The 7,335-nt window shown below is 47.2% G+C and carries 9 protein-coding genes; 8 read left to right on the top strand and 1 reads right to left on the bottom strand.

The annotated features are described in order from the left end of the window. Window positions 1-124 precede the first annotated feature (124 nt). On the bottom strand, window positions 125-481 hold the full coding sequence (locus tag ABDK92_10635) for a TraR/DksA C4-type zinc finger protein (protein MEN3187058.1): 357 nt from the start codon (window positions 479-481) through the stop codon (window positions 125-127). Between the two features lie 178 nt (window positions 482-659). Here ABDK92_10635 and rlmN point away from each other — a divergent pair, with 178 nt between their 5' ends. The 8 genes from rlmN to ABDK92_10595 form a co-directional block, all read left to right on the top strand. Then, window positions 660-1,694: a 23S rRNA (adenine(2503)-C(2))-methyltransferase RlmN gene (rlmN, locus tag ABDK92_10630; protein ID MEN3187057.1), complete on the top strand. Its 1,035-nt coding sequence runs from the start codon at window positions 660-662 to the stop codon at window positions 1,692-1,694. Further along, window positions 1,691-2,707 carry a 3-deoxy-7-phosphoheptulonate synthase gene (gene aroF, locus ABDK92_10625; protein ID MEN3187056.1) on the top strand — a complete coding sequence of 339 codons (1,017 nt, stop codon included), beginning with the start codon at window positions 1,691-1,693 and terminating at the stop codon, window positions 2,705-2,707. The genes rlmN and aroF overlap by 4 nt, the downstream gene beginning before the upstream one ends. Before the next feature lies 1 nt (window position 2,708). Then, window positions 2,709-3,221 carry a prephenate dehydrogenase/arogenate dehydrogenase family protein gene (locus ABDK92_10620; protein ID MEN3187055.1) on the top strand — a complete coding sequence of 171 codons (513 nt, stop codon included), beginning with the start codon at window positions 2,709-2,711 and terminating at the stop codon, window positions 3,219-3,221. Further along, on the top strand, window positions 3,218-3,574 hold the full coding sequence (locus ABDK92_10615) for a prephenate dehydrogenase dimerization domain-containing protein (protein MEN3187054.1): 357 nt from the start codon (window positions 3,218-3,220) through the stop codon (window positions 3,572-3,574). Before ABDK92_10620 ends, ABDK92_10615 begins: the two co-directional genes overlap by 4 nt. Continuing rightward, window positions 3,546-4,721, top strand: coding sequence for a chorismate synthase (gene aroC / locus ABDK92_10610; GenBank protein MEN3187053.1), 1,176 nt, complete (start codon window positions 3,546-3,548; stop codon window positions 4,719-4,721). The genes ABDK92_10615 and aroC overlap by 29 nt, the downstream gene beginning before the upstream one ends. A 10-nt stretch (window positions 4,722-4,731) precedes the next feature. Continuing rightward, window positions 4,732-5,829, top strand: coding sequence for a DegT/DnrJ/EryC1/StrS family aminotransferase (locus ABDK92_10605; GenBank protein ID MEN3187052.1), 1,098 nt, complete (start codon window positions 4,732-4,734; stop codon window positions 5,827-5,829). A gap of 40 nt (window positions 5,830-5,869) precedes the next feature. Further along, window positions 5,870-6,814: a Gfo/Idh/MocA family oxidoreductase gene (locus tag ABDK92_10600; protein MEN3187051.1), complete on the top strand. Its 945-nt coding sequence runs from the start codon at window positions 5,870-5,872 to the stop codon at window positions 6,812-6,814. Next, window positions 6,798-7,335: FAD-dependent oxidoreductase (locus ABDK92_10595; GenBank protein MEN3187050.1), on the top strand; the 538-nt coding region annotated here is incomplete at its 3' end. The genes ABDK92_10600 and ABDK92_10595, both read left to right, overlap by 17 nt.

Raw genomic sequence — 7,335 nt, 5'->3', positions numbered from 1 at the left:
GATACCATCGGTTATTCCTCTTATTTTAGAGGAGCGATTGCAGAATCTGGAAAGAATGGTCCACACCTGACTGGCTCCGTTTCTTTAAAGGGCGAACCAGGTAAAAAATCAGGTTCGCCCTTTTTTATTGCTCGGTGTGTTCTAACTTTGCCTGACACTCGACACAGTAGGATGTGTAGGGAATACTCCTTAAGCGGTTGAGGGGAATTTTTCGCTTGCAAATTTCGCATGTTTCGTAAGTCCCAGCTTCCAGCCTTTTCAGTGCTTTTTCTACCATTTCCAGAGTTTCTTGGAGGGTACGTTTCGAAGAGAGTTCAAGTTCCATATCAAGCGTTGCGTTTCCCAAATCGGCTTCGTCTCGAGACTCCTTTAAAGGATTGTACTCTTTTGCATATGAGTTTTTCTTTTTCAGGATTTGCACAATTCGGGCACGAAGATCAAAAAGTTGTTTCTGAAATTCGCTCTTCTCTTTGTCCTCCATATTCACCATCCCTTCGTTACTATTTTAAAATAAAATTTGGTATTGTAAAATAAGTTGATGTGTTTGGCTTCTTGATAAAGAAAATATAAGACGGTTTCTATATCGAGAAGGCCATGTCTTTTTGAAGGCTTTTTATGGGGCTGTTTCTCGTTTTTTGAATGGTTTGGGGAGGATAGGCTTGGATAAAAAGAATATCGTTGGTTTACTCCCTCAGGATTTTTCCTCTTGGTTTGAGGAAAGGGGAGAGCCTGCTTATCGAGCTCGGCAGGTTGCGTTTTGGCTCTATCAGAGAGGGATTTTTTGTTTTGAGGACATGACTGACCTTCCGGTAAATTTGCGAAGAGCGCTCACGGGCTCATTTCAGATTGGAGAGTTACAGCTCAAAGAGGCGTTGCGTTCCCAGGATGGTACCGAAAAATTTTTGTTCACCCTGTGCGATGGGAATGCCATCGAAGCAGTTCTGATTCCTCACCGGGCGAGGAATACCCTGTGTATTTCTTCGCAGGTTGGTTGTCCGGTGGGATGCCCATTCTGCGCTACGGGTAGGGCTGGATTTAAAAGAAATTTGAACTTCCAGGAGATCGTTGAGGAAGTATGGTTGGTTGAACGAGAACGCCATTTAAAAGTGGACAATCTAGTTTTCATGGGCATGGGGGAACCATTTTTAAACTACAATCAATTTGCTAAGGCGCTACGAGTGATGAATGCACGGGAGGGTCTGCGGATTGGAGCCCGGAAAATCACGGTTTCAACGGTAGGTGTTCCCGAAGCCATTGTGCAGTTCGGCCAGGATTTTAAAGAAGTGAACCTGGCCGTTTCCCTCCATGCTTCCGATAATGACTTGCGTTCTTTGCTGGTGCCACTCAATAGAGTGTACCCTTTATCTTCAATCTTAAAGGCGGTGCGGGAATATATTGTTCTTACCAATAGGAGAGTTACGGTCGAGTACACGCTGTGGCGAGATATCAACGATGGGGCAAAAGACGCTCATGGGCTGGCCCATCTTTTAGCGGGAATGCTGGTGCATGTGAACCTTATTCCAGGCAACCAGATTTCCGGTTCTTCATTTCATCCTGTTTCTTCAGAGCGGATAGAACGGTTTGTCAGAATTCTGAGAGAGAGTCGGATTAACGTCACAGTTAGAAAGTCGCGGGGGCGAGAAATCCAAGCGTCCTGTGGAGAACTGTATCGGATTCAGGAGGGAAAAACATGATTATTGTCCTCAGAAGTGGTGCGACATCGCAGGAAGTTGAAGAAGTGATCAGGAGGCTCAAAAAATTTGGTTTTGGAGTCCATATTTCTCAGGGAACCGAAAGAACCATTATCGGCGCCATCGGTGATGAGCGGGGTGTGAATTTAGAGGAGAAAATTGGGGTTTTGCCTTTCGTAGAAAGGGTTATTCCCATTTTAACTCCTTATAAATTGACCAGTCGCGAGTTTCGTGAACAGGATACTGTAGTGCGGGTAAACGATGTGGAAATTGGTCCGGGGAAATTTGTGATTATTGCCGGGCCGTGTGCGGTGGAGTCAGAAGTTCAGGTTATGGAGACCGCTTTTCGAGTCAAAGAGGCTGGAGGAAAAATGTTGCGGGGTGGTGCGTTCAAACCCCGAACTTCTCCCTATAGTTTTCAGGGCTTGGGAGAAGAAGGGTTGAGAATGTTGGCCCGAGCGAGGGAGCTGACCGGTCTTCCAGTCGTTACCGAGGTTCTGGGGATTGAGGAGCTTTCCATGGTTGCCGAATACGCCGATATGATTCAAATTGGAGCACGGAATATGCAAAACTTTCGCTTGCTCGAAGCGGTAGGTAAACTCAGAAAACCAGTGTTGCTCAAGCGAGGTATGATGAACACCATTGATGAGATGCTGATGTCGGCAGAGTACATTCTTGCTCAGGGCAATTATCAAGTGGTGCTCTGTGAGCGGGGCATTCGGACTTTTGAACCGGCTACACGGAATACCTTGGATTTGAGCTGTGTGCCGATCGTGAAAAAGAAAAGCCATCTTCCTATTTTGGTTGACCCCAGTCATGGTACCGGGCGAAGTGATCTGGTTCATCCAATGTGCCTTGCAGCGCTGGCTGTAGGGGCAGATGGGCTTTTGGTTGAAGTGCATCCTAATCCTGTGGAGGCGCTTTCTGACGGTCCGCAATCGATTTCTCCAGATCAGTTGACTGCTCTGGTTCGCGATTTGAGGCGTTTCGCGCCAATTGTGGGAAGGGAGATCTGAGTTGGGAACATTGACCATTTCCATCATCGGGCTGGGTTTAATCGGTGGGTCTTTGGGAATGGACCTTTCAACCTGGTCGAGGAAAAAGATGATTCGGGGCTATGACGTAAAACCTGAAGTCGTTCTGGTGGCTCGGGAAAAAGGAGCCATCGATGTGGCACTGAGCTTTGAAGAAGTGGTAAAAGGAGCCGATGTGATTTTTCTGGCGACACCCGTCAGCGCGATTCCGGGCATATTTAACCGGATGAAACCATTCCTTTCTCCTCACACCTTTATCTTCGATGTAGCGAGCGTCAAGGAATGGATTTTTACCGAGATTCAGAGAGACAGTTTACCCTGGGAATATATCGGTTTTCATCCCATGGGGGGGAAAGAGGAGGGAGGCATTCAGAACGCCGCGCGAGGTTTGTTTCGGGGGGTACCGATTCTCGTTTCTCCGGTTTCGATGCGAGAAGAAACCCGAGCACTGATTTCTGAAATTGCCAGTGTTTTGGGAGGACAGGTTTTTTTTTGACTCCTGAAGAACATGACGAAGTGTGTGCCGTCGTGAGCCATTTGCCACACCTTCTTTCCAACGTGTATCTCAAAACCTTTTTCGAACACCAAAGGGACTGGGCGTTGTTTGGTGGGAAATCGTTTCGAGACTGGACAAGAATTGCCGGAGCTTGTCCCGGTATCTGGATGGATATATTCTGGATGAATCGGAAAAGAATCATTGCCCATCTTGACAGGTTTCAATCAAAATTACGCGAGATTGCGTCTTGGCTTGAGGAAGGAAATGAGGAAAAATTTCGAGCTTTCCTCATGGACGCTCTGCAGTTAAAGGAGGCTACCAAACGTGAAGTTGAGTTTCAGGACCGCGGGTGAATCTCATGGCCCCGGTATGGTGGTTTTGATAGAGGGCTTGCCTTCTAATCTCACGCTCGATGTGGATTTTATCCACCAGGAACTACTTCGCCGGAGAAAAGGAGCAGGAAGAAGTCCACGGATGGAGATTGAGGAGGACCAGATCGAAATCCTTGGGGGAGTACGATGGAAGAAAACTTTGGGAAGTCCGGTAGCGATTTTAGTGCGCAACCAGGACTATCAAAACTGGTTGAAAGTTATGGACCCCCTCGGTGATCCGCCCCCGGAATATCGTGGGGTGACCATTCCCCGTCCTGGACATGCCGACCTTTCGGGAATGGTTAAGTATCGGTTTACTGACTTGCGAAATGTGATTGAGCGGGCAAGTGCCAGGGAAACGGTAGTTCGCTGTGTGGCAGGGGCAATAGCCAAAATACTTCTTTCTCATTTTGGGGTTACAGTGGGAGGTTTTGTGGAGAGTATTGGTCCGGTTACGGTTGAAGAGAATCTGGGATGGGAAGAAAAAATTGCTCGAGCTCGACAGTCTTTCATGGCTACCTTTGATCCAACCAAGGAACGAGAAATGGTAGAATTAATTGAAAGTGCTAAAGCGGAGGGTGATACCTTAGGAGGAAGGTTTGTGGTGGCTGGACTGGGAGTGGTGCCTGGATTGGGAAGTTATACCCAGTTTGAGGAACGGCTGGATGCACAACTCAGTTTTCACCTTATGAGTATCCCAGGAGTAAAAGGAGTAGAAGTTGGAGACGGGTTTTGCTCGACGTTTCTTCGAGGGAGTGAGTTTCACGACGAAATTTTTTACGACGCTTCTTCGTCGCCTTTCCCTTTTGTGCGAAAAACCAATCGTAGCGGTGGTATCGAAGGTGGTATTTCAACCGGGGAAGTGGTGTGGGTTCGGTGTGCAATGAAGCCGATTCCCACCCTTTTGCAAGGCCTGCAGAGCGTGGATGTAGAGTCAAAAGAGCCGGCTCGGGCTCGGTATGAACGTTCCGATGTCTGTGCGGTGCCCCGAGCTCTGGCGGTAGGGGAATCCATGGTATCCTGGGTCCTGGCGGATGCCTACCGGAGAAAATTTGGTGGAGACTCCTTAGAGGAGATGCGTTCTAATTTTGAAAATTATTGTTCTTATTTAGGGACTTTGAAGAAGTGAGGATAGAGAAATGGAAATACCACTCAGTAAACCCTTTCTGGGGGAAGAGGAAAAAAACGCAGTTCTGGAGGTTCTCGATTCGGGATTTCTTGCGCGAGGTCGACAGGTTGAACTCTTTGAAGAAGAGTTTGCCAGGTACATTGGTGTCAAAGAAGCAGTTGCTACGAGTAGCGGAACCTCGGCACTTTTTGTAGCTTTGAAAGCATTGGGGGCACAAGAGGGCGATAAAATTGTAACCACTCCTTTTACCTTTGTGGCGACGGCAAGTGCAATCGTTCAGTGTGGGGGTATCCCTGTTTTTTGCGATGTTGATGAAGAGACGTTTAATCTGGATTCTTCGTATCTTGAAAGAGTTTTGGAACGAGAAAAAAATATAAAGGGTGTTATTGTAGTACATCTCTATGGGTTACCCTGTGATATGGAGGCAATTCTGGCCTTGAAGGAGAAATACGGTTTTTTTCTTTTGGAAGATTGTGCTCAGGCCCACGGAGCTTCCTATGGAGGAAGAAAGGTAGGGAGTTTTGGAGAGATAGCAGCCTTTAGTTTCTACCCCACTAAAAACATGACCACTGGTGAGGGTGGTATGGTGGTTACTGCGAACACAGAACTTGCTGAACGATGCCGGATGTTGATCAATCATGGAAGTAAGAAGAGGTATTATCATGAAATGCTGGGGTACAACTTCAGGATGACGGATATTGCAGCAGCAATTGGGCGGGTACAGCTTAAAAAACTGGAAAAAGCGAATGAGCAGAGATGCCTCAACGCTGCGTTTTACAGCCGGGCGTTGAGGGACTTATTTCCCCTGGTGGTTACGCCAAAGGTTCCAGAGGGAAGGGGTTCTGTATTCCACCAGTATACTTTGACGCTCCGGGAGAAAAGAAATGAGTTACTCACATTTTTGCGCAGTGCCGGAGTGGGTTGTGAGGTCTATTATCCTATTCCTTTGCACAAGCAGCCCTTTCTTGCCGAGATAATGAAGGATTGTTCATTCCCAGTTGCGGAGTCCCTCGCTGATAGAGTATTATCAATACCGGTACATCCTCAACTGAAGGAGGATGAATTGAAAGTGATCGTTTCTTTGATACGGGAATTTTTTACCTTATAGAGGAGATTTTTATGGTTGAAGGTGAAAAGCATTGACCCTGGTGCGAGTTGGCGTGGTTGGGGTTGGGTATCTAGGGCAACACCACGCTCGGATTTATTCTGAGCTCCCTGAAGTGGAACTGGTAGGAGTTGTGGACATCAACAAAGAGCGGGCCAGAGAAATTGCTGACCGGTATCACACCGTCCCATTTTTCGATTACCGGGAACTCTTTGGGAAGGTGGATGCGGTAAGTATTGTCGTGCCTACGGTCTTACATCGAGCAATTGCCGGCCATTTTATTGAAGAGGGGGTCAATATCCTCATCGAAAAACCTGTTACCACCAACCTGGAAGAAGCCAGAGAGCTCATGGAGATGGCGAACCGCAAAAGGGTCATTTTGCAGGTTGGCCATATTGAGCGTTTTAATTCTGCAGTGATTGAACTCTCTAAGATTGTGGATCGACCAATTTTTATTGACTGTTGCCGTATGGGTCCTTACGTGAATCGGAATGTCGATGTTGGGGTGGTTCTGGACCTTATGATTCATGATATTGATATTGTGACGAGTATCATCAAAAGTGAAGTGGTCAAAGTACATGCTTTTGGGTACTCGGTGTTTTCGAGACAAGAGGATATTGCCAACACGCAGCTTGTTTTTGCCAATGGTTGTATTGCCAATCTTACGGCCAGTCGAATTACTCGCAAAAAGATTCGGCGGATGGAGATCACCCAGATTGATTCGTTTATTTCCATTGACTACTTGGAACAGGAACTGGCGGTATATAAGAAGACTTCTTCACTCGCTCCCCAGGTATTGATGGAGAAACCCATCATTCAAAAAGGAGAGCCGCTACGCCTGGAACTGGAACACTTTGTGCGGTGTGTGCGCAACGGTGAAAAACCGTTGGTTGGCTTGGAGGAGGGGAAAAATGCGCTAGAGATTGCTTTGATGATTCTCGAGGAAATGAAAAAGGGACAGGGTGAACGCCTTGAAGAGAGAGTATGATGTGGTCATTATTGGGGCAGGGCCAGCAGGGATTTTTGCTGCCCTGGAGCTTTTGGAAAGCGTAGATTTGCGGATTTTGATTGTCGATCGGGGGAAAAATATTGAGAAGCGACGTTGCCCAGCCAGGGAAAATAGTCGTCTTTGTCAGAAATGTTCTCCCTGCGCGCTCCTCTGTGGATGGGGAGGAGCAGGTGCATTCAGTGACGGAAAGTTAACCCTCTCTCCGGAAGTAGGTGGACAGCTCGGGAAGTACCTCGAGAGAACTGACTTCGGCTCGCTTCTTGATTATGTGGATTCTATCTATGTGCGTTTTGGAGGCGAAACCCCGGTTTACGGAGAAGATCTGGAGAAGGTTGAAGAACTGAGAAAAAAAGCAGAGATGGCCGAATTAACTCTGATTTCCTCCAGGATTCGTCATCTGGGAACGGATCGCTGTCGAAAAATACTCCAAAACATCTTTAACCATCTTCAGGACCGAGTTGAAATTGTGACCTTGACTGAAGAGGAAGAAATCCTGATTG

The organism is Atribacterota bacterium, from assembly GCA_039638595.1.
GTDB lineage: Bacteria > Atribacterota > Atribacteria > Atribacterales > Caldatribacteriaceae > Profundicultor > Profundicultor thermophilus.
This window is presented reverse-complemented; position numbering and strand designations above follow the sequence as displayed.

What these genes read in the sequence shown, in the direction of transcription:
- ABDK92_10635 (MEN3187058.1), bottom strand. Translation starts at nt 481, where the DNA reads ATGGAGGACAAAGAGAAGAGCGAATTTCAGAAACAACTTTTTGATCTT.
- aroF (MEN3187056.1), top strand. Translation starts at nt 1,691, where the DNA reads ATGATTATTGTCCTCAGAAGTGGTGCGACATCGCAGGAAGTTGAAGAA.
- ABDK92_10605 (MEN3187052.1), top strand. Translation starts at nt 4,732, where the DNA reads ATGGAAATACCACTCAGTAAACCCTTTCTGGGGGAAGAGGAAAAAAAC.